At 42.7% G+C, this 26,504-nt stretch carries 33 protein-coding genes; 6 read left to right on the forward strand and 27 right to left on the reverse strand.

Annotated elements, in window-relative coordinates; genetic code table 11:
* From CW370_RS05990 to cgeC, 6 genes are all read right to left on the reverse strand, one after another.
* Window positions 1-1,335, reverse strand: a complete 1,335-nt coding sequence (locus tag CW370_RS05990) for an aspartate aminotransferase family protein (protein ID WP_101169525.1) — start codon at window positions 1,333-1,335, stop codon at window positions 1-3.
* Window positions 1,316-1,471, reverse strand: coding sequence for a hypothetical protein (locus CW370_RS21200; RefSeq protein ID WP_015714119.1), 156 nt, complete (start codon window positions 1,469-1,471; stop codon window positions 1,316-1,318). The genes CW370_RS05990 and CW370_RS21200 overlap by 20 nt, the downstream gene beginning before the upstream one ends.
* Window positions 1,465-1,614, reverse strand: a complete 150-nt coding sequence (locus tag CW370_RS21490; RefSeq protein ID WP_015251877.1) for a YjcZ family sporulation protein — start codon at window positions 1,612-1,614, stop codon at window positions 1,465-1,467. Before CW370_RS21490 ends, CW370_RS21200 begins: the two co-directional genes overlap by 7 nt.
* Window positions 1,615-1,657: 43 nt before the next feature.
* Complete coding sequence (gene cgeE, locus CW370_RS06000) at window positions 1,658-2,476, reverse strand: spore maturation N-acetyltransferase CgeE (protein ID WP_101169526.1); 819 nt, start codon at window positions 2,474-2,476, stop codon at window positions 1,658-1,660.
* A 28-nt stretch (window positions 2,477-2,504) separates the two neighbouring features.
* Entirely contained in the window at window positions 2,505-3,785 is a 1,281-nt protein-coding gene (gene cgeD, locus CW370_RS06005; protein ID WP_024572014.1) for a spore maturation glycosyltransferase CgeD, read from the reverse strand.
* 64 nt (window positions 3,786-3,849) lie between these two features.
* Window positions 3,850-4,155 carry a spore maturation protein CgeC gene (cgeC, locus tag CW370_RS06010; RefSeq protein ID WP_003230826.1) on the reverse strand — a complete coding sequence of 102 codons (306 nt, stop codon included), beginning with the start codon at window positions 4,153-4,155 and terminating at the stop codon, window positions 3,850-3,852.
* Window positions 4,156-4,359: 204 nt separating this feature from the next.
* On the opposite strand from cgeC, the gene cgeA reads away from it, so the two are divergent.
* Entirely contained in the window at window positions 4,360-4,761 is a 402-nt protein-coding gene (gene cgeA / locus CW370_RS06015) for a spore crust protein CgeA (protein ID WP_003230824.1), read from the forward strand.
* A gap of 6 nt (window positions 4,762-4,767) precedes the next feature.
* Window positions 4,768-5,721, forward strand: coding sequence for a spore maturation protein CgeB (gene cgeB, locus CW370_RS06020; protein ID WP_024572013.1), 954 nt, complete (start codon window positions 4,768-4,770; stop codon window positions 5,719-5,721).
* Between the two features lie 70 nt (window positions 5,722-5,791).
* Here the strand turns inward: cgeB and CW370_RS06025 are convergent, their stop codons facing one another.
* On the reverse strand, window positions 5,792-6,940 hold the full coding sequence (locus CW370_RS06025) for a phytase (protein ID WP_024572012.1): 1,149 nt from the start codon (window positions 6,938-6,940) through the stop codon (window positions 5,792-5,794).
* A 370-nt stretch (window positions 6,941-7,310) separates the two neighbouring features.
* Between CW370_RS06025 and CW370_RS06035 the strand changes: the two genes are divergently transcribed.
* Entirely contained in the window at window positions 7,311-8,336 is a 1,026-nt protein-coding gene (locus CW370_RS06035; protein WP_024572010.1) for an SDR family NAD(P)-dependent oxidoreductase, read from the forward strand.
* 43 nt (window positions 8,337-8,379) lie between these two features.
* On the opposite strand, the gene msrB is transcribed toward CW370_RS06035, so the two are convergent.
* Entirely contained in the window at window positions 8,380-8,814 is a 435-nt protein-coding gene (gene msrB / locus CW370_RS06040; RefSeq protein ID WP_024572009.1) for a peptide-methionine (R)-S-oxide reductase MsrB, read from the reverse strand.
* Window positions 8,815-9,348 (reverse strand): peptide-methionine (S)-S-oxide reductase MsrA, encoded by a 534-nt coding sequence (msrA, locus tag CW370_RS06045; protein WP_024572008.1) that lies wholly within the window; start codon window positions 9,346-9,348, stop codon window positions 8,815-8,817.
* Between the two features lie 131 nt (window positions 9,349-9,479).
* On the opposite strand from msrA, the gene CW370_RS06050 reads away from it, so the two are divergent.
* Entirely contained in the window at window positions 9,480-9,905 is a 426-nt protein-coding gene (locus CW370_RS06050) for a MarR family transcriptional regulator (RefSeq protein WP_004398634.1), read from the forward strand.
* 49 nt (window positions 9,906-9,954) lie between these two features.
* On the opposite strand, the gene CW370_RS06055 is transcribed toward CW370_RS06050, so the two are convergent.
* The 7 genes from CW370_RS06055 to ilvA all read right to left on the reverse strand — a co-directional run bounded on the left by CW370_RS06055 (window position 9,955) and on the right by ilvA (window position 15,322).
* A complete protein-coding gene (locus CW370_RS06055; RefSeq protein ID WP_024572007.1) occupies window positions 9,955-11,292 on the reverse strand; it encodes an MATE family efflux transporter in 1,338 nt (445 codons plus the stop codon).
* Between the two features lie 71 nt (window positions 11,293-11,363).
* Window positions 11,364-11,558 carry a protein YpmT gene (gene ypmT, locus CW370_RS06060; RefSeq protein ID WP_017696912.1) on the reverse strand — a complete coding sequence of 65 codons (195 nt, stop codon included), beginning with the start codon at window positions 11,556-11,558 and terminating at the stop codon, window positions 11,364-11,366.
* Window positions 11,559-11,570: 12 nt separating this feature from the next.
* Window positions 11,571-12,134, reverse strand: coding sequence for a YpmS family protein (locus CW370_RS06065; RefSeq protein ID WP_015251867.1), 564 nt, complete (start codon window positions 12,132-12,134; stop codon window positions 11,571-11,573).
* 9 nt (window positions 12,135-12,143) lie between these two features.
* The gene (locus CW370_RS06070; protein WP_003245956.1) at window positions 12,144-12,911 is read right to left on the reverse strand and encodes an SGNH/GDSL hydrolase family protein; all 768 of its coding nucleotides are present in this window, start codon (window positions 12,909-12,911) and stop codon (window positions 12,144-12,146) included.
* 77 nt (window positions 12,912-12,988) lie between these two features.
* Window positions 12,989-13,570: a cytochrome c oxidase assembly accessory protein ScuA gene (scuA, locus tag CW370_RS06075; RefSeq protein ID WP_024572006.1), complete on the reverse strand. Its 582-nt coding sequence runs from the start codon at window positions 13,568-13,570 to the stop codon at window positions 12,989-12,991.
* Window positions 13,571-13,716: 146 nt separating this feature from the next.
* The gene (locus tag CW370_RS06080; protein ID WP_004399020.1) at window positions 13,717-13,968 is read right to left on the reverse strand and encodes a YpmP family protein; all 252 of its coding nucleotides are present in this window, start codon (window positions 13,966-13,968) and stop codon (window positions 13,717-13,719) included.
* A gap of 85 nt (window positions 13,969-14,053) precedes the next feature.
* Window positions 14,054-15,322: a threonine ammonia-lyase IlvA gene (gene ilvA / locus CW370_RS06085; RefSeq protein ID WP_024572005.1), complete on the reverse strand. Its 1,269-nt coding sequence runs from the start codon at window positions 15,320-15,322 to the stop codon at window positions 14,054-14,056.
* Between the two features lie 248 nt (window positions 15,323-15,570).
* Between ilvA and CW370_RS06090 the strand changes: the two genes are divergently transcribed.
* Both CW370_RS06090 and trhA read left to right on the forward strand, forming a co-directional pair.
* Complete coding sequence (locus CW370_RS06090; protein WP_029946001.1) at window positions 15,571-16,566, forward strand: sigma 54-interacting transcriptional regulator; 996 nt, start codon at window positions 15,571-15,573, stop codon at window positions 16,564-16,566.
* A 20-nt stretch (window positions 16,567-16,586) separates the two neighbouring features.
* Entirely contained in the window at window positions 16,587-17,228 is a 642-nt protein-coding gene (gene trhA, locus CW370_RS06095) for a PAQR family membrane homeostasis protein TrhA (protein WP_004398522.1), read from the forward strand.
* Between the two features lie 38 nt (window positions 17,229-17,266).
* Here trhA and CW370_RS06100 read toward each other — a convergent pair whose 3' ends face one another.
* The 11 genes from CW370_RS06100 to CW370_RS06150 all read right to left on the reverse strand — a co-directional run bounded on the left by CW370_RS06100 (window position 17,267) and on the right by CW370_RS06150 (window position 26,319).
* On the reverse strand, window positions 17,267-17,887 hold the full coding sequence (locus CW370_RS06100) for a lysophospholipid acyltransferase family protein (protein ID WP_024572094.1): 621 nt from the start codon (window positions 17,885-17,887) through the stop codon (window positions 17,267-17,269).
* Window positions 17,888-18,394, reverse strand: a complete 507-nt coding sequence (gene dfrA, locus CW370_RS06105) for a dihydrofolate reductase DfrA (protein ID WP_024572095.1) — start codon at window positions 18,392-18,394, stop codon at window positions 17,888-17,890.
* Complete coding sequence (locus tag CW370_RS06110) at window positions 18,391-19,185, reverse strand: thymidylate synthase (protein ID WP_024572096.1); 795 nt, start codon at window positions 19,183-19,185, stop codon at window positions 18,391-18,393. Before CW370_RS06110 ends, dfrA begins: the two co-directional genes overlap by 4 nt.
* An 83-nt stretch (window positions 19,186-19,268) precedes the next feature.
* Window positions 19,269-19,802: a phosphatidylglycerophosphatase A family protein gene (locus CW370_RS06115; RefSeq protein WP_101169527.1), complete on the reverse strand. Its 534-nt coding sequence runs from the start codon at window positions 19,800-19,802 to the stop codon at window positions 19,269-19,271.
* Between the two features lie 17 nt (window positions 19,803-19,819).
* The gene (locus CW370_RS06120; protein WP_024572097.1) at window positions 19,820-20,431 is read right to left on the reverse strand and encodes a YpjP family protein; all 612 of its coding nucleotides are present in this window, start codon (window positions 20,429-20,431) and stop codon (window positions 19,820-19,822) included.
* A gap of 259 nt (window positions 20,432-20,690) precedes the next feature.
* Entirely contained in the window at window positions 20,691-21,464 is a 774-nt protein-coding gene (locus CW370_RS06125; protein WP_024572098.1) for a class I SAM-dependent methyltransferase, read from the reverse strand.
* Window positions 21,465-21,505: 41 nt separating this feature from the next.
* Window positions 21,506-21,940, reverse strand: a complete 435-nt coding sequence (brxA, locus tag CW370_RS06130; protein WP_003230794.1) for a bacilliredoxin BrxA — start codon at window positions 21,938-21,940, stop codon at window positions 21,506-21,508.
* A gap of 105 nt (window positions 21,941-22,045) precedes the next feature.
* On the reverse strand, window positions 22,046-23,722 hold the full coding sequence (gene ilvD / locus CW370_RS06135; RefSeq protein ID WP_009967560.1) for a dihydroxy-acid dehydratase: 1,677 nt from the start codon (window positions 23,720-23,722) through the stop codon (window positions 22,046-22,048).
* Between the two features lie 288 nt (window positions 23,723-24,010).
* Window positions 24,011-25,144, reverse strand: coding sequence for a conserved virulence factor C family protein (locus CW370_RS06140; protein WP_024572333.1), 1,134 nt, complete (start codon window positions 25,142-25,144; stop codon window positions 24,011-24,013).
* Window positions 25,145-25,203: 59 nt separating this feature from the next.
* The gene (gene hdhQ / locus CW370_RS06145) at window positions 25,204-25,821 is read right to left on the reverse strand and encodes an Mn(2+)-dependent (deoxy)ribonucleoside pyrophosphohydrolase (RefSeq protein WP_024572334.1); all 618 of its coding nucleotides are present in this window, start codon (window positions 25,819-25,821) and stop codon (window positions 25,204-25,206) included.
* A 15-nt stretch (window positions 25,822-25,836) separates the two neighbouring features.
* On the reverse strand, window positions 25,837-26,319 hold the full coding sequence (locus tag CW370_RS06150; protein WP_024572335.1) for a glutathione peroxidase: 483 nt from the start codon (window positions 26,317-26,319) through the stop codon (window positions 25,837-25,839).
* Window positions 26,320-26,504: the final 185 nt, after the last annotated feature.

Here is a 26,504-nt window from a genome sequence, read left to right on the forward strand (position 1 = left end):
TCAATCCTTTTTTAAGTTTTTTTCGACCGCTGCAACTGTTTCTGAAAAAATAGAGATAAGCTCTTCCATTTCACCGTCTGAAATGGTAAAAGGAGGAGCAATAATGACAGCATCTCCTTCTCCGCTGTCTATTCCAGCTTTGGAAGGATAAACAATCAGCCCGCGTTTTTTCGCCTCGCTGACAATAATCTGAGTTATCGCCTGCTCTGGCGGAAACACTTTCTTCGTTTTTTGGTCTGCTACAAATTCAACGCCTAATAGCAGTCCTTTTCCGCGCACATCACCTATAATGCCGCTTTGAGATGCCGCCTCATCAAGCTTTTTCTTCAGCACAGCGCCCTTTTTTTCTGATTGTTTGATCAAGCCGTGCTTTAACACATATCGCAAAACTTCAAGAGCAGCTTTGGCTGAATAGGGATGTGCACTATATGTGTGACCGCTCATAATCACACCTGACCCTTGTTTTATCGTTTCAATAATAGAATCAGATACGACGGCAGCTGCAATAGGCGCATACCCCGCACCGAGTCCCTTCCCCAGTACAGCAATATCAGGTACGGTGTCCCAATGCTCTGTCGCGAGCATCCTTCCTGTTCTCCCAAGCCCCGTCATCACTTCATCTGCAATAAAAAGCACATCGTGTGTGCGGCATACCTCACTTAATCCCTCATAATATCCCGAAGGCGGAGTAATCGCTGCTCCTGCAGCACCAATAATAGGCTCAGCCACAAAGCCGGCGATGAATTGGCTTCCGATTCTTTTGATCATAGTGTCCAGTTCATCAGCTGCAGTCTGAACAAAGTCTTCTTCTGTCTCGTGATTCAGCCGATAAATATGTGGAACTGAGATAGCTGGATACCGCTCAATGAGATGGGTGAACCGGTATCTCCTTTCATAAAAACCAGACAATGAAAGCGCTCCCAAAGTTATTCCGTGGTAACTGCTCCATCGAGATAAAAAGATGGATTTTTGTGTTTGCTTTTTTTCCTGCCAATACTGAATGGCGATTTTCATAGCTGTTTCTATCGCTTCTGATCCGCTGTTGACAAAAAAAGACCAATTCACATCTCCGGGCAGCTCCTGTGCCAAGAGCGCGGCTAATTGCTCGGCGGGCTCACTCGTAAACTGTGAGCGGTAAGCAAAAGACACCTGATCAAGCTGTTCTTTCAGCTTCTCAGTCACATCACGAACTCCGTGGCCGATATTACATGTCACCGCACCTGACGAGCCGTCGAGATATTTTTTTCCGGTCTGATCATAAACATATGAACCCTTCGCATAACTGACAACCGGATAGGCCGAGCTAAGCTCTGGCTTAATCAAATAACTGCTCATGCTCCCACCTCAAAACCCCTTTTACCATATTGTATGAGTGTCCAAATGGCGGCATGACGTTCCCCGCAAAAACTTTTTCACATAAAAAGAGCCTTCCTAATAGGGAAGGCTCTTTTGGAATTTCAGCATCTAGCAAATAAAAGCGGCTCCAACAATAATTAATAAAATGAACAAGACAACAATTAACACAAATGTATTTGTCCCGCAGCCAAATCCGTAACCGTACCCAGAGTATCCATACATGCTGTTTTCATCCTTTCTTATCACGATATACGGCATTTTATGCGGGCCAAGTCCCAAATGGTTTGTGCAAACGCCTATTTCATGTAAGGAAATAATGAAATACAGTATGCACCCGCTCATATTTTTTAAACGTCAGCTTTTCGTAAAACTGAGTTGCACCGTCAGTGCTTGCAGCAACTAAGTAGGCTGCTTCCATTCCTAGTGATTTGGCGATGGACAGCATTTCTTTCACTAAGATACTGCCATAGCCCTTCCTTTGAAACTGATCTAAAATTGCCACTTCTTCGATTTTAGCCGTTTTCTCTTGATGATCGATAAACAGCTCGCCGCACCCAATGGGAACTTTCTGTGCCTGGTCGCTGTAACAAACAACAAGAATGATTATACCTGCTTCATAGAAAGGATATTTTCTTTTTAATTTTTGTTCAGCGATTGCTTCTCCAATATAAATGGAATCGTAAATTTTCATAATAGAAGATCCGTCGCTAAGACTTTTCGCCGTCCCCCATGCGGTTAAAGGATGTCCCATCTGCCCCTTCGTCCCCCATGCGGTTAAAGGATGTCCCATCTGCCCCTTCCAGTCACTAAGCTTCATGTCATATAGTAGCTCATCCTCGACGACAAAACCGCTTTTTACAAGCGACTGCTTCAAGCCGAGCGGAAAAACATGCTGCGGCGACGCTTTTAAATGGAGATAATTCGCATCAAGCAGCTTTGGTACGGAGGGTAAAAAGTTAAGTAACCGCTCCAATGGAAACGTATCATGAAGCTGAACAAAGTTATGAGAAAAAATTTGTGGAAGCTGCGGATCTCTGTATACGCTGTAATGATCAAACGATGCCGATTCAGACGTTAACAATATATATTGATGTTCCGTTTTTGAATAATGTCCTGTCATGAACGTCTCCTTTTTATGACCTATACCTTTACTCTGTTGCAATATTCAATTTCTTTATAATCTCATCGTACACCGGATAAAACGGCTTTCCAATTGGAAATTGCTGAATATTTCGGAAAGAAGCGGAGATTGGCTTCTGATGTAAAAAAAACTTCCTTGCTACTTGTTCACTAATCGGGTGAAAGACGCCGTTTAGAAACAAAAACGGCTCGCGTTCGATGAAAAACACCCGTCGGCCAGGCGGATTTTTGATCAATTCAGATCGTTTCCACGTAATCGGCGGCCCTTCCGGAAGCGTCTCCATCTCTTCTTTTCCAATTGTCACTATGTCTTTTCTTTGAAATTGATAAAATTGAAACGCATACTGGTTCACAATTCGCCTTTTTTTTCCGGCTTCGATATAAAATATTGCAGGATGATTAGCTTCATTTACTAAAATATAATTCGGAATGTTTAAAATTTTGCCAATCCTATATTGGAATAAATATGGGTCTGGAACAGCGACAGTCCGATTTAGATACAAAAAACCCCACTTTTCTCCAACAGGATGCCTTACACCCTGATCAAAAAAATACACATATTGATCTGAACCTTTTACAAAAGAGCCGTCAATCAAATCGGCGGGCAGAAACCGATATGCATTTTGAAATGAATCTGGGGTTTTATAGGTTGTGTCTAATACTTCATTTATCGGCAGAAATGGGGTAAAGTTGTTGAGTCTCGCCCAAAAAATTGCGTCGCCATGATTCCAATGCTTCATATCATCATCCCAGTAGCCTCCAAATTTATGGTGGATGAGATTAAGTAACGAACGGCGATGCATAACTGAGCAATGATCAACTTGAAATGCGGCCTGATCAAGCACTGCATTGGCATTTCTGTAGAAATGTGAGATTTCCTCTCCCCTTTCGTTTACATGTACAACTTTTTGTTTTGAATAGACCGCCTGCGCTTCAGGCTTATGTGAAAACTCTTGCACCATACGGCTCAGCCGCTCAGGATGATAAACAGTGTCGTCAGTAAGATAGGAAATGTAATCGCCGTCTGCAAATGGGAGCGCACTGTTAATTAATGTGGCATAACGAGCTGTTTTTAATCGATCTGCAGGATGCACGAAACTGTTATGATATTGAATGCGCCGGTCATGGAGATACTTGTGAATCACCGCAGTTGTTTCTGCATTCGAATGATCATCCATGATAAAAAGCTCCCAAAGATCATGCGTTTGCTGTATCACGCTTTCGATCGCTTTTTGCAAATAATCGGGTTTGTTGTAACTTGTTAAAATAATAGACACTTTCTCTCCCATCTATACCGCCTCCCGCCGTCAAACATAAAAACGGCTCCGCAGCAAGCAGAGCCTCTGTCATCATTTAAAAAGCACCCCAGCTTACAACACTTGAGAGTGAAACATGAGATCTCGTGTTATTTAACGGGTTTTGGAAAATAACCAAATCAGTCAGAACTTCTTTTACGATTACATTTTGAAGTGTATCTCCGTTGATCAAATTGACTTTTGAAACCGGTACGCCCAGCTCTTTTGCAAAAACAAGCTGGCGTCTGAGGTCAGATGGATTTCCTTCAGAAGACGATTGACGTATAAGCAGAATCAGCAAAAGCAAAATAAAATGCAGATCATCTTGGTTTTCTTCTCGATCCACTTGTTTCTCTAAATCCAAATCATCCCTCTCCCTTATCCTTATCTCTGTTTCACAATATGTGCGACTTCGATTTATGGTATAGGCTATGTCCACTCCATTAAAAAATCAGCATTTTCCTTAAATAGATGAAAAATAGATCAGGTACGGCGTTCGACTCATACCAAATAACAGCCGGAAGAATATGAATAACGTGAGTTCACTATCGAATAGGAGGTGTGTGTAATGAGCTCTGAAAATGCACAGTTAAAAAAGGATTTAATTAAAGCCGTTTTAAGCCCTTTATTTCCAACTGCAACAGAAGGAGGAGAAAATATGGATAGTAATCTTAAAGCCTTGCTTGATGCTGCCATCGATCAAAAAGTAGATGAAAGTGAAACGGTTACGGCAGAATCTATTTTAGACCCTTCTCTTCCGGCAAGATGGATTTTTGCCAGAATTACGCCAGGCACGACAATCAGCATTGTGACTGATTCAGGTGACATGATCGGACCGGTTGTTTTCGTTGCTTTCGATCAAGTTCACGGTATCGTCTTTGTAACACAGGAAAGCTCCGTCACTCCGGCAGGCCAAGCTACAACATTAATTGATGTAGACAAAGTAGAAAGCGTTACGTTCTTTTCATAACATCCGATGAAAGTCTTGTATATCCAGTCGGGATACGGAGGAATATACAGTTATTTTGATCGCTGGGCTGAAGAATGTTTTCAGAACACTCATACAGAGTATATGATTGCAGATAAACCTGAAGCAGAATCTTTGATGAAGATCGAAGCGTTTCAGCCGGACTTCACACTTATGATGGTTGGAGACCGCGTTCCTCACGACTGGCTGACCTGGTTAAAGGGTAAGGATATCCCCGTGTATGTTTGGCTGACCGAAGACCCATTTTATATGGATATCAGCCTTCAGGTAATTAAGCTTGCTGACGCCATATTAACGATAGAACAAAATGCAGCTCTCTACTATCAAGAGCTCGGCTACCAGAACGTCTATTATGTTCCGATACCAGTTAACCATCGGCTGTTTAAAAAAATGGGCACCGAACATTCCTATCATTCAAATCTGTTAATCATCGGCTATCCTTACCCTAATCGGGTTCAGCTTATGAAAGAAGCGGTCCATCTGCCATTCACGGTTCGGGTAATCGGCAAGGAATGGGGAAAATATCTGCCTAAAAAAGTGCTCAAACAGCCGCATATTGATGTCGTCAGCACATGGGTTCCACCCGAACAGGCCGTTCATTATTATAATGGGGCAGACATCGTAATTAATGCGCATCGTCCCTATCATTTTGCTTTCAACCAAAATACTATGCGCATCAAAAATGCCAGTTTTAATAACCGAACGTTTGATATCGCTGCATGCGAAGCATTTCAATTAACAGATTTACCCGCGGCGCATCCTTTTTCATCCTTTATTTCTTATCACGGCATGAACGACTTTAAGGAAAAAGCCGCTTTCTATATCAACCACCCTGAAGAACGGCAAAAAGCTGCAGCAGCTAATTATAAAGAGATCGTACCCGCATTTACGTTTGATGAGCTTCCTGCAAAACTAAAAGCGATTCATCTGGCGCTTTCTTGAAAAATCGTTCATTGCTATGAACGATTTTTTTATTCATAGAAAAAAGCAGCTGCACAAGCTGCTTTCAATTCTAGCCGTCAGAACGGTCTTTCAGCTTCCTCGGATTTACCTGTTTATGAAGATCAGGCATTTCGCCGAGATGCTGTGCAATTTGTTCCCACGATACAATTTTGAAATTTTGATTGACGGCTTGTCCGTTATCGATATTTTCGCCATCCTGCGCCACAAAAATCCCGTACGGATATTTTGGGCCAAGTCCGAAACCGAGAACATCAATACCATCCGTGTCACTAGTACCGTCTATCTTCTCGCCATCTGTAATCTCAAAATTGGCTACATAACGATTTTTCCCCTGCCGTTCATACATTGCATAGCTGTTATTTCCTTGACTTGAAGCCATGAGATATCCTTTGCCATTTGGTGCATAATAGATTGTCAGTCCTTCAATATCAGCTGTCAAATGATCTCCTGTCGCACGGTCAACTACCTGCCCCTTTGATCCTCCGCCGGGCTCAGCGTTAAATTTCCAGATGGCCTCATCTTCCTCTGCTATGTATAGGTTTCCGTACTCATCATCCGCAACAAGGCCTTCGGTCTGAGTATTCAACTTAAATTCACGCACCTTTTTCCCTGTTACATAACCCTTTCCACCATCAACAATTTCATACTGCTCAAATTCCCCTTGTTTGCCTGTCACTAATGCGTAAAATGCTCCTGTTTTCTGGCTGTGATACAAGCTGAATCCATAAACCTCAGAAATATTGGTAGAAATAGGATGTTTCGGATCTGTAATGCTTTTCAATTTTCCTTTATCCCCATCTATTGCATATACTTCAATTGTATTTTTTCCTTCGGACCGATTGGATGCGGCAGCAATATCAATTTTTTCGCCGTTCAATGGAAAATCATAGCGCAGATCGACATTATTGAGCTTGCCAAACTCATAAGAATGAAGCTGTTTTCCGTCTAAATCATACACGACGAGCCCTGACTTCTTATTTGTCGTAATCAACTTGCTTTTTTCCGGGTGTTTTTCATGAACCCAAATGGCCGGGTCATCTGCTGCGTCATCGCCAGATGCGACCGGATCTGTCTCCGTGTGTGCAGTCACTTTGAAATGATGTTCCTCATTCACATAATGAGCCGACACCGAGGTTGCTGTCAGGCTAAGCAATAAACCCGCGGCAGTGCTTAGCAGCATTGTTTTTGAAACCTTCATTTGGTACCCTCCTCTTTTATCACTATCACTACTATTGTAAAATATATACAGGTGATTACCGTGAGGAAAATGAACCTTTTTTTATAGGGTTTCTGACTCATAAACAACTTTTCCCCAAAGAGGTACGTGAGATGGACTTTGTCAGGTTTGCTTTTGCGGAGTGAAATAAAAATATGTTGAATATTTAGTACATTGTTCATTTAGGTTTGTTGTTCCCTAGTTACGTTCATTTTTCCATTTTCTATTAAAAAAGAACACTTTGTGACATGATCATTCCCCTAAATTTTGTTTTATTGGTTGCTTTCATTAATTCGATTACAAAGTTGAACATATGATGCATGGTAGAGAAACGAGAGTTGGAGGATAAGCCATGCCTAAACAGCAAACAGCAGAACTAAAACCATTTTTCCATAACAAAACAGTTTTAGTCACTGGCGGAACGGGTTCAATCGGGAGTCAAATTGTCAAACGCCTTTTGCTGCTTACACCTAAACAGGTGATTGTATTCAGCAAAGACGACAGTAAACAGTATGTCATGAGCCAAAAGTATGCGGAGGATAAGCGGCTATTATTTGTACTCGGAGATATACGCGATCACAGAAGGGTGAATCAGGTGATGAAAGGCGTCGATATCGTCTTTCACGCGGCTGCGCTGAAACAGGTTCCGACATGTGAGGACCATCCATTTGAAGCGATCCAGACCAATCTCATCGGCGGACAAAATGTGGTGGAAGCTGCCCTTTCACACCGAGTGCAGCATGTCATTAATATCAGTACAGATAAAGCTGTATCTCCTGTGAACACAATGGGTGCCACCAAGCTGTTATCTGAAAAGCTGTTTCATCAAGCAAACCGCCACGTCCAAAACAAAGGAACCTTGTTTTGTTCGGTACGCTTTGGAAATGTTCTCGGTTCCAGAGGTTCGGTCATCCCGATATTATTTGAACAGATGATGGAGGGTGAACCTCTGACCATCACAGACAAAAACATGACCAGATTTTTCATGTCAATAGACGATGCAGCTACATTGACATTGCAATCAGCTGCTATTACAAAAGGCGGAGAAACCTTTATTTTCAAAATGGAATCACTGAAACTTGAAGAACTGATTCATGGGTTTGAAGAATATGCATCGCAGCACGGGCTCCCGCGGCCGGCTGCAGTAGAAGTGGGCAAGCGTCCAGGTGAAAAGCTTCACGAAGAATTAACATCTCCACATGAAATTGAATCACTGTATGAATGGGGCAACCTTTATGCGATCCTTCCAGAGCCGGAAAAACATCCTGACTTTCGCAAAGTCAATCTGCCTGGGTATCAATCAGATCAAGCCCCGCTCATTACGAAAGAAAGGATTGCTCAGATTATTGAAGAATTGCATCAAGAGAAAAAGGCATAAAAACAAGCCTGTCTATCCATTAGGCAGGCCTGTTTTTAACACTTTATTTATTAAAGAGATGCAGATAGCTTTCGTATCCTTCTTCTTTCAGCTTATGCTTCGGAACAAACCGCAGCGCTGCTGAATTTATGCAGTAACGAAGTCCGTTTGGCCCCGGTCCGTCATTAAATACGTGGCCAAGATGAGAATCAGCAGTTCGGCTTCTTACTTCTGTGCGAATCATGCCGTGGCTCGTGTCCAGTTTTTCTTCCACTTCTTCTTCTTCAATCGGCTTTGTAAAGCTTGGCCAGCCGCAGTGGGAATCAAATTTATCCTTGGATGTAAACAATGGCTTGCCTGACACAATGTCTACATACAACCCTTCTTCCTTATGATCCCAATATTCATTTTGAAATGGCGGCTCCGTGCCGTTATTTTGCGTTACTTCATATTGCATGCGATTTAATGACTTCAATTTTTCTTCTTTATTGTACGCCATTTATTTAGCCCCCCAATGCTCGTTGATAAATCCCGCTCGTCCGGAACCTGTCCGGTAGCGCTGATAATGTGCTGGATTCTTTTTATAAAAATGCTGATGGTAGCCTTCCGCTTCATAGAAAGGTTCAGCTTTTAAAATGTCCGTTACAATCGGATCTTTAAAGATGCCGCTTTCCGCCAGACGTTGCTTGGAAGCTTCCGCAAGCTCCTTTTGTTTATCATTATGATAAAAAATGGCTGCGCGATAGGAACTGCCGCGATCAGCAAACTGCCCCCCGGCATCTGTCGGATCGATTTGCTGCCAAAATAATTCAAGCAGTTTTTCATAAGGGAATACATCAGGATTAAACGTGATTTGAACGGCTTCACGATGTCCCGTCGTTTCACTGCACACCTCTTCATACGTAGGGTTTTCAGTATGGCCGCCTGTATACCCGGACACCACTTTTTCAATTCCCGGCTGTTCGTCAAAAGGTTTAACCATACACCAAAAACAGCCTCCTGCAAATGTGGCGATTTCTTTTTTTTCAGACATACTGGTGCCTCCTTTGTTAATACGTGGTATTATTATATTATAGCATGTAAAAATAGAATGAAAATGATTCTGCTTTTCAATAAAATCTATAGGTTTTAAGCAATATGCTTATGTAATGGAGGTTCACAAATTTGAAAGTAAGAACACAGATGATGTACGATATGGAAACTTTACTCCGTAAAGTCTTTAAACAAATACGCAATGAAATCAATGAAATTTTAGATAAAGAGCTGTCGCGGAATGAATTCACCATTCTTCGGATCCTCAGTGAACAAGGGCCTAAAAAAGTCACTGAATTTGCGCCTATTTTAGAGGTATCGGCAAGCCACATTACGGCTGTGACCGATGCGCTGGTAGAAAAGGAATGGATTACGAGAATCAGATCGAAGGAAGACAGACGCATCATCCGCATTCATATCACTGAAGCGGGCGAAAAAGTCCTTCAGCACTTTAACGAGAAAAAAACGGAATATTTCTTTAAACGCTTTGACTGCTACACTGATGCTGAACTTGCCACGTTAATCGAGCTCTTCAGCAAACTTGATAAAAAACGGTGAAAAAAAGCACATACCGATATATAGGTATGTGCTTTTCGCAGTGCTTCACTTATTTTTCAGTAAACAGCTTCATTGCTTTCCAGCGGCCATATCTATAATACAAAAATGCCGCGCAGCTGCTAAATAAAAAACTCATTCCGATTCCAAGCCCGATTCCTTTTTGTCCAAGCCAAGCTGAAAATAGAGCTGTGAAAGGATATCTCAACACCCAAAACGAGATTAAATTTAATACCAGAACCTGCAGCATCGCTCCCGCGGCCCTGACGATTCCGTTCAGCACAAAATTAATCCCAATAAAAGGGTAGAAAAACGCGATCCACTTCAAATATTGTTCACCAAATGCGACCGCATCGGGCTCACTGATAAATAACCTTATGAGATATTTACCAAATACCCAAATCATAACCGCAATCACCAGCATGCAGGAAATAACAGCTATCACACCCAGCCTTGCAATTGTTCCCACTCTTTTTTCGTTTCCGATTCCAATATTTTGCCCTGCCATACTGTTGACGGCCGTACCGGCAGCCATTGCTGGAAGCGTGATGATGCTATCAAGCCGCTGCACCGCGCCAAAGCCTGATACCACGTGATCTCCGTATGAGTTGACAACACTCATAATCGCCATCATACCGCCTGTAATCACCATCATCTGCAGACCTGCCGGAATCCCGAGTTTCAAAATCAGCGCGGACTCTTCCCACTTGGGCATTCTCGGAATCGAGAATGGCACAAGCTTGTGTTTGATGACATAAAACAACCCATACAAAAACGCAATGCCCTGTGACAAAATCGTTGAATAAGCCGCTCCCGCTATTCCCATGCGGAACACAGAAATAAAGAGCGGCGCAAGCACTGTATTCAGTACAACAGCAAACGCAATAAACCGGAGAGGTGTCTTGCTGTCACCCAGCGCACGAAGCACAGTACTGATAAAGTTATAACCAAACAAAAATAAAATGCCGATAAATTGAATCTGTAAATACGTCTCAGCAAGCGGAATCATTGACTCCGGCGTTTTTAGAAGACGCAGCAAAAGCTCTGAGAGAAAAAAACCGGCAACGCCGAATCCGATGCTTAGGCCTGTTAATAAAACAACAAAAGCGTTAATATACGACGCCATTCCTTTTACATCATCTTTTCCTTTTTGCTGAGATAAAATGGTTAACGTCGCATTGTTAAGGCCCAAAATAAAAGACAGCACGGTCAAAACAATCGTGCTTGATACCGCGGCTGCCCCAAGGGCCTTTGCCCCCAGTAAATTGCCGATCCACAAGCTGTCTATAAATTGAAAGGAAACCTGTAATGCGTTTCCGAGCATAATAGGCATTGAAAACAGTACAAGCTGTTTCAGCACGTTCCCCTGTGTAAAATCGTATGCTTTCATCTTTTCTCCTTGTGTTCTCAAATTTTCTTCGGACCGCACGAAAAAAGAGACGTTGTTTCATGTCTCTTTTTTCATGACTTATCGGTTTTTTTTCGGTCTCGCATACCGAATGTAAACACCATCACACTTAGGAACAAGGCACAATAGGAAACATTCAAATACATTTGATCCATGTCTTCAGCAGTCAGATGATGATAAGCAAGCCAGCCGAAGTACAGGGAAAATGTAAAAGATAATAAACTGAAATACTGGTAAATCCGTTTCATTTTCAGTCACCTCTATTGTTTGGGATGGTAATAGGAAAACTCAATTTCATCTTTTTCTAAATTTATCTTATCCGCTTTGACATACATTCCATTCGTTAAAGGCATTTCTGACAAACGCACTTCAATGCTTTTATCTCCGGGGTGAACATGGACAAATGACGGCAATTCATAAAAGCTGTCCATATAATTTAACACAAAGCTAATTGGTATACTCAATTTCCCTAACGAAAATTTCGTGACATTCAGCTCTACATCACCGTTTTTTTTCACGGTCGGCTCAAAAGCGATAAACGCATCAATAGACGTGGAAAATGCCTTGATTTTCCCTGCGACATGAACATCATCATCAATCTCTACTTTATAATCAAGCTTGTTTGATGCTTTGTCGTTTAAATATGAGTTAACAAACGCAGCTAATGATTCTTTTGTGCTTGTCACTTGAAATCCATACTCGCTCTCAGATGAATCCTTCACCTGAGCCTGTTCCCCCGGGAGCAAAACAAGTGCCACAAACCCGGCGGCGAGGATAAAATTAATTGCAAGCAATATAAAAAACAGTCGCTTCCACTTATTCATGCTGTCACCCTACTCTTTCGGTAATCCTTCTTTTTTAATGGCTTGATAGACGCGCTTTGCGATAAGAGAATAACCCGTACCATTAGGATGAAAATCATCCTCCTCAGAAATTCGGCTGCTGTCACTTTTTTGATTGAACAAATCTTCGATATGAACGATTTTTGCATGTTTATCTTTTTTCAGCTCTTTTTCAGCAATATGGTTCCAATCCGTGACGACACCATTTATTTCATTTAGTTCTGATAATGTAAACGTAAACGGATTGTACATGCTGACATAAATCAGCTCAGCGTGATCATTCAGCTCGCGAATTTCAGAAATGATTTTTTCAAAGCGCTTTTCGTACGGTTTTTCCGCTTCCTGAAACGGTTCAACGGTTAATTGCAGAAAGTTTTGGCGAAGGATTTTCATCAAATCATTACCGCCAATTGTAAAAAAGACATAATCTGCGTCCTTTATGCCTTTTTGAACCTTTTTATCTTTTAGTTTTTCTAATAAATCATCCGAACGGTTCCCTTTTACGGCATAATTTTTCACGTCGACCGTTTTGACTTGTTTATCTGACCGGATAGAATCCGCCACCTTGCCGACATATCCCTTTCCGTCGGGATCTCCGACTCCTTCTGTCAGCGAATCTCCGACAGCCGCTATGACAATGTGTTCTTTTGTTTTCGTTTCATGGGCTTTTTGTTTTCCCTCAGATGATGTACGTATGCTCGTACACGCAGTAAGAAGCAAAATCAAACTGGCCATGATTGAAAAAATGCGCAGCTTCAATCTTGTTGCTCCTTCCCATTCTACTAGTGGAAAGTGTATCATGTTTTAGAAGATTTGCAAATGCCTAGTCTCTTAGCTTACTTGAGTGTACTGGCTGACTTCACATCGGAAATGATATCATCGTACGGTGTATTCTCTACTCCATTGTAATCTTTCAGCACCTTACCGTCCGGACCTACCAAATAAAAAGAAGATTGATGAATCACTTGGTCCTCTCCCTCCGGCTTCTTTACGATCGCTTTAAAGCTCTTAAGTGCGAACTCCTCAATCTCACTCTGGCTGTATCCCGTGAGAAAATCCCAGTTATCAAAAGATAATGGATAATTTGCGGCAAATTTCTTCAGCTGTTTCGGCTTATCGTTTTCTGGGTCAACACTAAATGATATGATGCGGACATCTATATTTTCGGCTTTCAGTTTTTTTTGCAGATCGGTCATATGAGCGGTCATTGGCGGACATATAGTTTCACAATTGGTAAAAATAAAATCCGCCAGCCATACTTCTCCTTTTAAACTCTCTAAAGAAACGTTCTTGCCGTCTTGGTTTTGAAATGTAAAAGGCTCCACCTCGTAATTGAGCGGATTTTTAATCTGCTGTCCTCCGCATGCACACAAAAACAGAAAAATCAGCCCAGCCGTTAACCCCTTGATAACCTTCATGACATCCACCCTTTCCAGCCAGCATAAAAACGCTTTCTAAAACCGTCCTTACTGTCCCATGTTTGTATTCGATACTGAGCAAAAAAAATCCTGCATGCCTCCCATTAACGATTACAAAGGAGGGCATGCAGGTAAAAAACGGCATGTTACGCGTTGTGCTTTAACACCTCTTGATGAAATACAGCCTGATAATCTGCCCACTTCATCCGGCGCTTCATATAATGTCGGAAAGAATACACTTTTGCCCTGCTGTTTGATGAAAACACTTCTTTTAAGTAGAATTGCAAATGGTGATGTAACATAAAGAAATAGTGCTCATCTTCCTTTAATACAGGTATTTCTGTCACTTTCACCTGAATCCCGTCACCGCGTTTGAACTCTAGGCTTTTGAGTAACAAGTTATCAATCCTCTTTTTTGTTTTTCTTCTATTATATATGATGCCAGCCGGGCTGTCTGTCATTTTGCGCGGTTGTGTAAAAAAATTAGATCAGCAAATGGAACAAGTCCTCATCCTTGTTCACCTCTACATAATGAAACGGTTTTTTGTTCATCCGTTCAATCAGCGGCCCATAATCGGCTTTGTTCTGCAGCTCGATGCCGACAAGAGCAGGTCCGTTGCTTTTATTATTTTTCTTCGTATATTCAAATCTTGTAATGTCATCATTCGGCCCGAGGACTTCGTCAAGAAATTCGCGGAGCGCCCCCGCTCTTTGCGGAAAGTTGACGATAAAATAATGCTGAAGACCTTCAAAAATCAAGGAACGCTCCTTCATTTCCTGCATTCTTCCGATATCGTTATTCCCCCCGCTGACCACACACACCACATTTTTTCCTTTGATTTCATCTTTGTACAAATCAAGCGCTGCGACAGAAAGAGCTCCGGCCGGTTCAGCAACAATCGCACATTCGTTATATAATTCAAGAATGGATGTACATACTTTTCCTTCAGGCACAAGGAGAATGTCATCAACGACAGTTTCCAGCGTCTGGAAGGTTTCCTCGCCAATTTTTTTAACAGCCGCCCCATCTACAAACTTGTCAATTTTATCAAGTGTGACGACATGCCCAGCTTTGTTTGATTCAAAGTAGGATGCCGCTCCCGCCGGCTCAACAGCAATTACCTTTGTATCAGGAGACACGTTTTTCAAATATGTACCTGCCCCAGAGAGAAGGCCGCCGCCTCCGACACTTGCAAAAAGAAAATGCGGTTCTGCATCAATGTCGTTTAAAATCTCGACTGCGAGCGTCCCCTGTCCGGCCATCACATCCGGATCATCGAACGGATGGATAAACGTCCGAGATTCAGCCTCACAGCACTCAACGGCGCTTTTATACGCGTCGTCAAACGTATCACCTGTCAAAATAATATCGATAAATCCTTTTCCGAATAGTTCAACTTGAGATACTTTTTGTCTCGGTGTAGTAGACGGCATAAAAATTTTCCCGTGAATGCCAAGATGTTTACACGAAAATGCCACACCTTGAGCGTGGTTTCCGGCACTTGCACACACAACTCCGTTTTCTGTCTGCTCGCTGGAAAGCTGTTTCATTTTATGATAAGCCCCTCTGAGCTTAAAAGATCTGACAACTTGCAAGTCTTCACGTTTTAAATAGATATTGCATTCATATCTCTCAGAAAGTCTGTCATTCCTCTGCAAAGGTGTGTGAATGACAACGTCCTTTACGTTTTGGTGAGCCTTCAAAATGTCTTTCACTTGGATGAGAGAGTTTTCTTTAAGCAACGGTTTCATGTACAGATTCCTTTCTTGTTTTAAATCCCTATTTAATATGCCATTATAACATGAATATTCAAAAAATAAGACAATTATTTTTATTTAATAATTAAAAAAATACAGACTATGTCCATCACATCTTGTGGTAACTTCTTTTCAACCATTATCCTGCAGAGCCAAGAAAAAAGATGATCGTAAAATAAAGGGTGTTTTCAACCAAAAGGCATGATATAATGAAACCAATTAGAACCAAAAGGAGCCAATTGATGAATAGTGCACCAAAACTCAATACATTTCAACATCTAATCGGAGAACATCAAACTTTCCTGGAAGCGAAGCGAATCGCCAAGCAGTTCTCGTTATCGGAGCTTCCTGTCTTAATAACAGGAAAAATCGGAACAGGCAAAAATCACTTCGCACATGCCATACACTTGGAATCTTCGAGAAGCAATGAACCGTTTATAAGCGTCAATTGCAGCACCCATTCGGAAGAAACCCTTATTCATGAGCTTTTTGGCCCTAACGGAAACACAGGTGTTTTTCAAAAAGCAGTACGAGGAACCCTTTTTCTTGATGATGTATGGCGCATGCCTGCTTCTGTACAAGCTCAGCTGTTAAAAGCGCTTGATTCAGACACGGAGAAACCGCGAATGATCTGTGCTTCTGCAGACCGATCCGTGGAACATACCTTCAGGCAAGACTTATTCTACAGACTGAACATTTTAACGCTCACACTGCCCGAATTATCGGAACGAAAAAGCGATATTCCGCTTTTGACACAGCATTTTCTCTCAAATTCCGGTCAGCAATTGTTAATCGATCCCTCCGTTTTTCCCGTGCTTGAGAAGCATGCATTTGAAGGCAATGTCAGGGAATTAAAAAACGCTGCAGATTATATGGCGGCAGTATCAAGCGGAGGAACGATTCAGCCATATGACCTGCCGCCATATATTAGAGGCGCGATAGACGGAAAAACGTCGAAGAAAAAAGCGAAGCTGCTGACTTTAATGGAAAAAGCTGAGTTTTTGTTTATTTTGGAAACAATAAAAGTATTGAACGAAAAAGGAGAACCTGCCAGCAGACGGATCATTTCTGAACACAGCAAAAATACCCAAACCTCGTTAACTCCTCAGCAGGTCAGAAGCCGTCTCGACTATTTGGAGAAAAAAGATTATGTCACCAAAAGCCGCGGACGCGCAGGCACAAAAATTACCTTTGAGGGCTTGAGCTTTATAGATACGTTAAAAAATCAAATGATCTAGCGATCGAAAGGAGAATGTACTTGTTTACAATCAAAGAAGAGATCGCCAATGCGATTACACACGGCATCGGTGTCCTCTTATCCATCCCAGCATTAGTGTTTCTAATCATATTTGCGGCTAATTACGGGTCTGCATGGGACATTGTCAGCTTTACAATATTCGGTGTCTCTATGCTGCTGTTATATTTGAGCTCCACCCTGCTTCACAGCATCACACATAAAAAAACGAAGGACATTTTGGAGATTATTGATCATAGCGCGATTTACGTACTCATCGCCGGAACCTACACGCCTTTTTTGCTTGGACCGCTGAAAGGCACACTCGGCTTTACCCTGTTGGTTATCGTATGGTCACTTGCCCTAGGCGGAATCGTTTTTAAAATTTTCTTTGTGAAACGGTTTATCCTATTGTCAACCTTCGTGTATTTAGTCATGGGGTGGCTGATGATTATTGCAGTTAAACCTTTATATGCTTCACTGAGCGGAGCGGGATTCAGCCTCCTTTTTCTCGGCGGCATTTTATACTCTGTCGGAACCATCTTTTACATTTGGAAAAAGATCCCCTTCCATCACGCCATTTGGCACAGCTTTGTATTGGGCGGGAGCGCTGCCATGTTTTTCTGCGTGCTCTTCTATTGTGTAAAGGTGCCGTTCCTTTCGTAACAGTAACAGAAAAGCGCAGTCTTCACGACTGCGCTTTTTTATGCACGTAATTGTTTTTCATTGGCAGGTATATAAGCTTTTGAAAAGGACAATTCAATGTCTGCCGGTTTTAAGCGTTTAAAAAACGAGCCCTTTTGCATGTTATCTGTTCCTTTCGTTTCCACCATCACCAACGGAAGATGATAGCGGGCCGCAAGTTCTATAGGATCAATAGAACCATCTAGTGAAAGAATCAGGCTTTGTCCCTTTTCCAGCTGTTTTGTCACATCTTCATATACCTTTTCTGAATCACCGTCTGAAATCACATCCATCCGATCCAGCCATTGCCCGATAAAAGGCAAGCGGAACACTTTTGGGTTGGCGATAAAGCCGGCCGGTTCCTCAATATATCCAGCAATTAAGGCCAGTTCAGCCAAACGCAAACGGGGATGCACATACAAAACAGGACCGTGTGGTATTGGCTCTGGCTGATGGATCGTCACAACTGAACCGGAGATGCCGATACAGCCTTCCAAAAACGCCTTTGGCTGTTCGTACACAAGAGTCATCTGTTTTTTGTATGACAGACGGGGATCGAGCATTGTTTGATTAAATAATTGTTTCATATTTTTTAACAGCATATACACAATATAAACCACTAGAAGGCTGTAGCGAACCAATTAAAATCCTCCCGCTTTAGAAGAATTCTTTTTTTCATACATTAGAAATTCGTAATCATACGGGTTTTTTTCGTCTTTGATCCCCTGCTCAGAAGAAACCAGCTTCCAATTGGATTCATCAAATTCAGGGAAATGACGGTCACCCTCAAACTCGTGATGAATTTTCGTCATATACAGTCTGTCCGCATAAGGGAAAAGGTCCGTATAGAGCTGAGCCCCTCCGATCACAAAGCATTCTTCAGGGCCTGAACAAATGTCCAGTACATCCTTTAATGAACCGACAACCGTGCATCCCGAAAATTCTGAAGCCGGCGCTGAGGTAACGACAATATTTTTCCGATTTGGAAGCGGACGTCCGATCGATTCAAATGTTTTTCGGCCCATAATGATTGAATGGCCCGATGTTACTTTCTTAAAGTATGCAAGATCATTGGGCAAATGCCACGGCAAATCATTGTCTTTGCCGATAAGCCTGTTGGCATCCATCGCAAAAATGAATGAAATCATACGCTGACCGCCCCTTTTATATGAGGATGCGGATCATAATCCTCGATGATAAAGTCCTCAAATGCAAAGTTGAAAATAGAATCAACCTTTCTGGCGAAACGAAGCTGCGGAAGCGGTCTAACATCTCTTTCCAGCTGCAAATTGACTTGTTCAATATGATTTTGGTAGATATGAACATCACCAAACGTATGGATGAACTCGCCCGGTTCAAGCCCAGTCACATGAGCAATCATCATGGTTAGCAGGGCATAAGATGCAATATTAAACGGCACACCTAAGAAAACGTCGGCAGAGCGCTGATACAGCTGACAGGACAGCTTGCCGTCAGACACATAGAATTGGAACAGGCAATGGCACGGCGGCAACGCCATTTTATCAATTTCACCAACATTCCAGGCGCTGACGATTAAGCGTCTGGAGTTCGGATTTGTCTTAATATCTTCAATAAGACGGGAAATTTGATCAATGGTTTCTCCATCAGCTCCCCGCCAAGAACGCCATTGGGAGCCATATACAGGTCCAAGTTCACCGTTTTCATCAGCCCACTCATTCCAGATTCGCACTCCGTTTTCCTGCAAATAGCGTACATTCGTATCTCCTTTTAAGAACCACAGCAGTTCATGCGCAATTGATTTAAAGTGGAGTTTTTTAGTGGTGAGCATCGGAAAGCCTTCCCGTAAATTAAATCTCATTTGATATCCGAAAGTGCTGATTGTTCCGGTCCCTGTCCGGTCTCCCTTTTTCTCACCATGCTCTAAAACATGTCTGCATAAATCCTTATACTGTTTCATTTTTTTCATCCTTTAAAAGTAGTCTTCTAGTAGTGTAACACAATAAAAAATCATTTCTGAACCCAGAAATGATTTTTTTATAGTCAGCTGACGACAGGCTTTTCATCCTGTTCTTTTTCTTCATCTTGCAGATCCTGATGCGTATGGGCAATTCTGCTCGCCGCTGCTGCAGCAAGAGCTGCCACAATATCATCCAAAAAGGTGTGAATACCGTCTGGACTTTCATCAAGTTCCTTAATAATTCCAATCTTCTCTTTATCCAAATAACCGAAATTGGTCAAACCGATCGACCCGTACACATTAACGATTGAAAGCGGGATAATTTCATCTATGCCGTAAAGCGGTTTATCCGTTTCAACAAGGTGTTGCAGCGGTTCGGGGAGAAGCTTCTGTTCTGCAAGCTGATCGAGTGCAAGGCCTGTCAAAACAGCATGAATAATTTCACGTTTGTTCAGGACTTTTTCTACATTCTCCATGCAAACACTAAGCGGCAGATTTGGATTGTATTTTTCCTGAAGTTTTTGAACAATCCGTGCAATATCTTCTATCATAACGCCCCGTTTGTTCAGCATATCCTTTGTTATATCGACCATTTCATTCATTGTGTACTTTTTCATGTCTAATGGCATCTCCTTTAGGCACTCATCCAGTTGGGAGGCGTGTTGCGGTCCCAGTAAATGCTCCCAAGCTCATGATGTGATTGAAATCCATCTTCTGCTGTATGATAATGAAAATTAAACCAGTAGCCGTCATGCGGCGGATGGTCTCTTCGCACATGGAATCTGAGAAGATCTTCTCCAGTTGTCCGATTGTAAACGTTGAAAATTTTTTCCGTTTTGCCCGCTGAAGGCATGCTTGAGATCACAACATCTTGGTACGCCTCATCAACTTGCAATGTCGCTAAATATTCACTAATCACATTTTCGATTTTTGGCAGGATCTCTTTCCGATAGTCATCCTCAATGACCGGAGCGATTCTGCTGCCGAATTTTAAAAAGGACTGATCCTCAGCGCTGTCAAGGAGCTGTTCCTTGTACGATTGAAAAAGCAGTTCAGGATTTTGCCTGTCATCCGACTCATCATCGTACAGGTCATGCTCATCATAAAAAGCGGTGTAATCATTCTGCTCAAGACTGCTCGGCTGTCCGGAAGGCTTGTCCGCCATAAGGGCAGCCGGAGGAGATACGAGCCCGAACGTTACAATGGTAAATAAAACCACAAGGGTCTTTCTCATCCACAATTTCATGACTGCTTATTCCTCTCTATTTTATTGTCATGTTTCTCTTATTTTAGCACATCCAAAACATGCAAGTCATGTACTATATGAAACTGATATGCAAATTAGGAGATTCGTTGCTATGCACTTTGTGTAAAAACGCTTACAATATTCAATGAAAGGAGGCTTTCCGCATGATTGACGCTCTGTTTGCCACAGTTTCACTCTTAACATTATTATACTTTGTCGTCATGGAGGTCACCGATTAACAGAAAGCCCGTGATATGAATCACGGGCTTGTTTGAATGACGCCATAATGGAACAGTGCTGTTTTTCTTTTCATGACGTTAAAACCAAACTGTTCAAACCGCGGACTTTTCCAGTGGTCTTTTAGCACAACGCTTTTTCTGGCGACTCGTACCGCTTCATTGATACATCCTTCGTGTAAAACTGAATCCTCTGCCAAATCACGTAAAGGCGCGATGCCGTCAGAGGTCTCTACAGGTTCATGAAACATTGGATCGAAATAAACCACATCAACAGAGTTGTCAGGAAGCTGTTTGATGTATTCTAAGCAATCACCATTCTTCACCTGGATTCTTCTCATCGCAGTTTGAAGCTCTTCTATACCCGTTTCCCATGAATGCAGCCCCATCCTCACTAAAACAGACACAAGATGGTTTTTTTCAATCCCAACAACAGAACCCGTTTCGCCTACTGCCATACTTGCGATAATGGCATCTGACCCCAGCCCGAGTGTGCAATCTAAAAACGTATCCCCTTCAGATAAGCCGGCAGCCCGAAGCATAGGCTCTTGCTCTCCCTGTAAGAAGCGTTTGGCTCTAAACATCGCTGTATTCGGATGAAAAAAGAATTTGGCACCTTGTTTCGTATACAGCTCAAACCGCTCTTTGCCGACCACAAGCAAATCACGTTCAGCTGACCTCAGCAGGTGTTCAACCGTTTGTTTATTCCGGCCGCAGTATGGCATATTTAGCTCTTTAGAAAGCTGCTTTGCGGTTTTTATGGTGTGTTCAGACGGTCTATAGCTTGTTGTTATCATCTTCTGTACTCCCAAAAAGAAAATGCCCGGAAAACGGGCATTTAGCAGTGCGCATCGAAGGCAGCAGTCAGATTTTTCATGATTTCTTCCATATCGTGTCCTTCAATTTCATGACGCGGAATAAAATGTACGACTTCTTTGCCTTTCAAAAGAGCCATTGATGGTGAAGAAGGCTCCTGGCCAGTAAAATACTCACGCATTTTCGCAGTAGCTTCTTTATCTTGGCCCGCAAAAACAGTCACCGTATTGTCAGGTGTTTTGTCATTCTGGAGGACTGCCTGTGTAGCCGCAGGACGCGCAAGGCCTGCCGCGCAGCCGCATACAGAGTTAACGACTACAAGAGTTGTGCCCTCTGCCTTTTCCATAAAGTTTTCTACTTCTTCTGCTGTTGTTAACTCTTCAAAACCTGCTCCAGTCAGCTCGCGGCGCATCGGTACGACAAGCTGGCGCATGTATTCTTCATAAGCCATTGACATAAAAAAAGCCCCCTCTAGTATCCTTCATCTGAAGTAAAGGATACTATAGAGAGGGCCGGATTTCAAATGTTCACACCATAAAATAAAAGAAAGTGTCCCCAATATCTAGATTTTCATAATACCGCCGGTGTTGGCACTTGTCACAAGTTTAGAATAACGTGCCAGGTAGCCGGTTTTCACTTTCGGTTCAAAACCTTTCCAGTTCGCTTTTCGTTTTTCCCACTCTTCTTCTGGCACTTGTACATCCAAGATACGTTTTTCAATATCAACGATAATATGGTCTCCGTTTTCAACAAAGGCAAGCGGCCCGCCCTCAGCGGCCTCAGGTGATACGTGGCCGATTGAGAGGCCACGGGAAGCTCCGGAAAAACGTCCGTCTGTAATCAATGCCACTTTTGGTCCGAGTCCCATTCCAACGATTTGGGATGTTGGCGCCAGCATTTCCGGCATGCCAGGTCCGCCTTTTGGCCCTTCGTATCTGATAATGACAACGTCGCCTTCTTTTACTTTTCGGTTGATAATGCCGTCAAGCGCCTCGTCCTGAGAATCGAATACGACAGCCGGCCCTTCGTGTCTTGTAATCCCATTCTGTACGCCGCCTGTTTTAATGATAGCGCCGTCCGGAGCTAGATTACCGAATAAAACAGCAAGGCCTCCCTTTTCAGTGAATGGTTGATCCAGCGGGTGAATGACGTCATAATCCTTTACTTCATGTCCGGCAATGGTTTCTCCAAGAGTTTTTCCTGTAACAGTCAGCGCGTCTAAATGAAGCGCTCCTTCTTTCTTGGAAAGCTCATTCAGAGCCGCTGACACGCCGCCCGCTTCATGAAGATCTTCAATAAACACATCCGATGCAGGCGCCAGCTTGGCCAAGTGCGGCACGCGCTCAGCGACTTCGTTAATGCGTTCTAAAGAGTATTCAACGCCGGCTTCGTTTGCAAGGGCAAGGGTATGAAGAACGGTATTTGTAGAACCTCCGAGCGCCATATCGAGTGCAAACGCGTTATCAATCGCTTTTACTGTAACGATATCACGCGGTTTGATATCTTTGCGAATCGTTTCCATTAATTGCGCAGCCGATTTTCTCACAAACTCTTTGCGTTCCGGAGATGTCGCCAGAATGGTTCCATTACCCGGCAAGGCAAGACCAAGTGCTTCTGACAGACAGTTCATTGAGTTCGCCGTAAACATGCCTGAGCAAGACCCGCACGTTGGGCATCCGAACTGCTCTAGTTCTTGAAGCTCGTTTTCGTTGATTTTCCCTGCTTGGTAGGCGCCTACCCCTTCGAATACTGAGGAAAGGGAGATTTTTCGCCCGTCACTTGTTCTTCCTGCCGCCATCGGTCCGCCGCTGACAAAAATCGTCGGAATGTTGATGCGCATTGCCGCCATAAGCATTCCCGGTGTGATTTTGTCGCAGTTCGGAATACAGACCATTCCGTCAAACCAGTGTGCGGATACAACCGTTTCCACAGAGTCTGCGATAATTTCACGGCTTGGCAGCGAATATCTCATACCGATATGCCCCATTGCGATGCCATCATCTACCCCAATGGTATTAAATTCAAACGGCACGCCCCCTGCTTCTCTGATTGCTTCTTTTACGATTTTCCCAAACTCCTGCAAGTGAACATGACCGGGAACGATATCAATGTATGAATTACACACCGCAATAAACGGCTTGCCGAAATCCTCTTCTTTTACCCCTGCTGCACGAAGCAAACTGCGGTGCGGAGCTCTATCGATTCCTTGTGTGATCATATTACTGCGTAATTCTGCCATGGTGATCCTCCTAAATTCTTTCAATTGTTTGATTGGATTTTATTTTGAAAATTTTCAGTTTATTTATGAGCTGTTTTTGCAAATAAGATAAATTCAGGCCGCCCTCACCTTGTTTTGTTCTTTCGTGTTTTTATATTTATATAGCTTTCTTTCGATTTGAACCCTCCAACTATTAATATTGTTACTTACTATAAATAGTTTTCGGATATTTTTCAACAATATTCGAAATAATTTTTATAAAAAGTGAATTCACATAAAAAAGGTGCATGATCTGCACCTTTTTTATTTCTATTCGCCTTTTTTTCTGCTTTCCGTCATTTGTTTCCAAACAGAACCTTTTGCTTCTTCTCCATGCTCAATACGTTCAAGCGCCATTTTGACTTGAAGGCTGACCTCAAATTCGGGGTCATCTTCGGCAGCGCGCAAAGCTTCAATTGCACTTTCATCGCCGACTTCGTACAGGAACATGGCCGCACGCCAGCGAACAAGCTTGCTGGAGTCGCTTAACGACTTGATCATAGCAGGAATGGCTTGAGGATCGCCGATATCAGACAGGCAGTCTCCGGCCGTTCTTCTGACTGATACAGCTTTGTCCTCAAGTGCTTTATACAATAGAGGAAGAACATCAGGTGTTTCAATCATTCCTAAGTACACAACAGCCTGTCTTCTGATGGACACCTTTGGATCATCCAATACCTTCTGTAAAACCGGGATATCCTCTTCTTTCGGATCCATTTGTTCCAAGTGTGCATAACGCTTTTTCCAGTCCTCATCATCCAGCATGTCAAGCGTTACTTTATACGCTTTGCGCTGTACAGCTTGTTTTGCTCCGCCCTTTCCTTGAGCGGCTGCTTCAGTCAGTCGTTTCAGCCGTTCATCACTGTATGCCGCCTGAAGTTCTTCTGTCACGTCATGGCCGATTTCATCAAAGTCACCGAATCTGACACCTTGTTCTTTCCAAGCCCGCTCAAACACAACATTGGAAGCTTCAGATCTAAGTTTTAAGATCGCCTGCTGAAAGCGTTCAGGTAAGCCGAAGCGTTCTTCCCGCTCCCCATCGGTTAATTTAACTTGCATAGGAATGCCGCTGAACATCTGCACAAAAACTTTTACCTCTCCAAAAGATTCTTGATCAGAACGATTTTCTTCTGCGCTTTCAGCACTTTCCATCCCAAATGCAGTGCGGACTTGCGGTAAAATGTCTTTCCAGTCGTATCTTGCATTCCGTTCAACAGCAAGAAAATCTGCGACGTGATATACCCCTTTAACTCCATCTATTTTAAGGATTTCCGCTATAACAGGCGGTGCGCCTTCTGCTTGCTCAAGTTTATAGTTATTGCTTTTGCCCGCCGGAAGCTCTTCCGTTAAGATGACTTTCATTGTATTCGGGCTTGGTGTAGGTTCAATTGATTTTATCTTCATGATCGTCCTCCTATAGCATATCTGTGACTTATTCTATCATAGTCGCTCCAAGCCTTCTATTACGACGTTTTGGCATCAATCCCGGGTATTTCTTTTTCTAATTGGCGGACAAACTGAAGCATAAAATTGTGTCTTTCTTCTGCCAGTTCCCGTGCAGTGTCTGTATTCATCATATCTTTCAGCCGCAGCAGCTTATGAAAAAAATGAGCGTAGGCGCTTTGATCATCTCCATAAAGGCCATGCCCGTTTGCGCCCGCAAACATGAAAACTCTCGCAATGCCGACAGCACCAATCGCATCAAGTCTGTCAGCATCCTGTACGGCTTTTCCCTCAATTGAGAGCGGCTCCTTCGCCAGCTTTTCCCTGTCTCGAAAGGACATCCTTGTTATAATATGAATCACCCTGTCAGCATTCTCTTTTCCTACTCCGAAAAAAACGAGCTGATCATATACTTCGCTCACAGAAAGCCTGACCGTGTCAGGCAGCTTCACATCAATTAAATCATGAACCAAAGCCGCCGTTTCAACAATGAACAAATCCGCTTTTTCCTTTTCTCCAATATACGCTGCAATATCTGCTACTCTTGATACATGATGCCAATCATGTCCAGAGCTTTCGTCAGTCATGATAGATTGAACCCATGCCCTGATTTGCTCTGCCTGCTTCAATTCCTTCACAAAAACACCCTCTTTTTATTGCTCTAATAGCTTCACGATATCGTCTTCCAGCTCTTTCGGATTTGTATTTGGTGAATAACGACCAACGATTTCTCCATTTCTATCCACTATAAATTTCGTGAAATTCCACTTGATCGCCTTAGTTCCCAGCATCCCTTTCGCATGTTCTGTCAAATATACAAACAGCGGGTGGGCGTTTTTCCCGTTTACATCCACTTTTGAAAACATAGGAAATGTAACACCGTAATTTGTTTCACAAAATTCCTGTATGTCAGCCTCTTCACCAGGCTCTTGGTTCATGAATTGATTGCAGGGAAACCCTAAGATCTCCAGCCCCTCCTGTTGATATGTATCATATAATTCCTGCAGCTGCTTCAATTGGGGAGTAAAACCGCACTTACTTGCTGTATTCACTATCATCAGTACCTTTCCCGCGAAAGGCTGAAGTGTCATGTCTTTCCCTGTTATTGTACGTACCTTTATTTGATAAATAGACATGTAAGTCCCTCCTATGTCCTTGGTGCTGATTATTTTACCTTTTTTAAATCTCAATTCAAAATGTAAACATCAATTAAGAACTCATAAGAAACTTAACAATATGAGCGTCCGTTCATTATCAATTCATATGGCTCATTTTTTATCTTATCATTCTATAAAACATTACAATTCCCTCTGACATCATG

The organism is Bacillus sp. SN32 (assembly GCF_002837495.1).
Classification (GTDB): domain Bacteria; phylum Bacillota; class Bacilli; order Bacillales; family Bacillaceae; genus Bacillus; species Bacillus subtilis.

Excerpts from the sequence above, each read along its gene's own strand:
- CW370_RS05990 (WP_101169525.1), bottom strand. The coding sequence starts at position 1,335 with ATGAGCAGTTATTTGATTAAGCCAGAGCTTAGCTCGGCCTATCCGGTT.
- CW370_RS21490 (WP_015251877.1), bottom strand. The coding sequence starts at position 1,614 with ATGCCGTATATCGTGATAAGAAAGGATGAAAACAGCATGTATGGATAC.
- cgeE (WP_101169526.1), bottom strand. The coding sequence starts at position 2,476 with ATGACAGGACATTATTCAAAAACGGAACATCAATATATATTGTTAACG.
- cgeD (WP_024572014.1), bottom strand. The coding sequence starts at position 3,785 with ATGGGAGAGAAAGTGTCTATTATTTTAACAAGTTACAACAAACCCGAT.
- cgeA (WP_003230824.1), top strand. The coding sequence starts at position 4,360 with ATGAGCTCTGAAAATGCACAGTTAAAAAAGGATTTAATTAAAGCCGTT.
- cgeB (WP_024572013.1), top strand. The coding sequence starts at position 4,768 with ATGAAAGTCTTGTATATCCAGTCGGGATACGGAGGAATATACAGTTAT.
- CW370_RS06025 (WP_024572012.1), bottom strand. The coding sequence starts at position 6,940 with ATGAAGGTTTCAAAAACAATGCTGCTAAGCACTGCCGCGGGTTTATTG.
- CW370_RS06035 (WP_024572010.1), top strand. The coding sequence starts at position 7,311 with ATGCCTAAACAGCAAACAGCAGAACTAAAACCATTTTTCCATAACAAA.
- msrB (WP_024572009.1), bottom strand. The coding sequence starts at position 8,814 with ATGGCGTACAATAAAGAAGAAAAATTGAAGTCATTAAATCGCATGCAA.
- msrA (WP_024572008.1), bottom strand. The coding sequence starts at position 9,348 with ATGTCTGAAAAAAAAGAAATCGCCACATTTGCAGGAGGCTGTTTTTGG.
- CW370_RS06055 (WP_024572007.1), bottom strand. The coding sequence starts at position 11,292 with ATGAAAGCATACGATTTTACACAGGGGAACGTGCTGAAACAGCTTGTA.
- ypmT (WP_017696912.1), bottom strand. The coding sequence starts at position 11,558 with ATGAAACGGATTTACCAGTATTTCAGTTTATTATCTTTTACATTTTCC.
- CW370_RS06065 (WP_015251867.1), bottom strand. The coding sequence starts at position 12,134 with ATGAATAAGTGGAAGCGACTGTTTTTTATATTGCTTGCAATTAATTTT.
- scuA (WP_024572006.1), bottom strand. The coding sequence starts at position 13,570 with ATGAAGGTTATCAAGGGGTTAACGGCTGGGCTGATTTTTCTGTTTTTG.
- ilvA (WP_024572005.1), bottom strand. The coding sequence starts at position 15,322 with ATGAAACCGTTGCTTAAAGAAAACTCTCTCATCCAAGTGAAAGACATT.
- CW370_RS06090 (WP_029946001.1), top strand. The coding sequence starts at position 15,571 with ATGAATAGTGCACCAAAACTCAATACATTTCAACATCTAATCGGAGAA.
- dfrA (WP_024572095.1), bottom strand. The coding sequence starts at position 18,394 with ATGATTTCATTCATTTTTGCGATGGATGCCAACAGGCTTATCGGCAAA.
- CW370_RS06110 (WP_024572096.1), bottom strand. The coding sequence starts at position 19,185 with ATGAAACAGTATAAGGATTTATGCAGACATGTTTTAGAGCATGGTGAG.
- CW370_RS06115 (WP_101169527.1), bottom strand. The coding sequence starts at position 19,802 with ATGAAAAAGTACACAATGAATGAAATGGTCGATATAACAAAGGATATG.
- CW370_RS06120 (WP_024572097.1), bottom strand. The coding sequence starts at position 20,431 with ATGAAATTGTGGATGAGAAAGACCCTTGTGGTTTTATTTACCATTGTA.
- CW370_RS06125 (WP_024572098.1), bottom strand. The coding sequence starts at position 21,464 with ATGATAACAACAAGCTATAGACCGTCTGAACACACCATAAAAACCGCA.
- brxA (WP_003230794.1), bottom strand. The coding sequence starts at position 21,940 with ATGTCAATGGCTTATGAAGAATACATGCGCCAGCTTGTCGTACCGATG.
- ilvD (WP_009967560.1), bottom strand. The coding sequence starts at position 23,722 with ATGGCAGAATTACGCAGTAATATGATCACACAAGGAATCGATAGAGCT.
- CW370_RS06140 (WP_024572333.1), bottom strand. The coding sequence starts at position 25,144 with ATGAAGATAAAATCAATTGAACCTACACCAAGCCCGAATACAATGAAA.
- CW370_RS06150 (WP_024572335.1), bottom strand. The coding sequence starts at position 26,319 with ATGTCTATTTATCAAATAAAGGTACGTACAATAACAGGGAAAGACATG.